Annotated in this window: 1 pseudogene; it reads right to left on the minus strand. The window is 41.6% G+C overall.

From position 1 onward, the window contains the following. Positions 1-356 (minus strand): annotated as a pseudogene (locus tag ACTNBR_RS16605) (transposase); the annotation flags it as partial.

A 356-nucleotide genomic window follows, 5' to 3' on the forward strand; every position in this document is an offset into this window, starting at 1 on the left:
CTTCCTCACTATAGTAGGCCCCATCCACGATCATACTTGTGTTTTCTTCTTGTTTTGGCAAGGCTTCCAGATGTTCTTTTATAAACTGTGAGTCTGAATGGATATTGGATTCATACTCATAGCTGGTTACAACAGAACCATTTTTCCCAACAGTTTCCTCTACATTAGCCACATAGCCGCAATATTCTTTCCCTGCTTTCCTTCGGTATGTAGCCTCAGGATCAGTTGGATTTAACAGCATGGTTGAATTGCCGAGGTTGTCTTCCTTAGTAATCCAGCGACGTTTTCCCTGTTCGACAATGGACTGCTCTGAAAAACAGCGAATAAAAAGTTCATACTCAGAGACATCTTCGAAT

Source organism: Bariatricus sp. HCP28S3_F11, from assembly GCF_052065395.1.
Classification (GTDB): domain Bacteria; phylum Bacillota; class Clostridia; order Lachnospirales; family Lachnospiraceae; genus Allocoprococcus.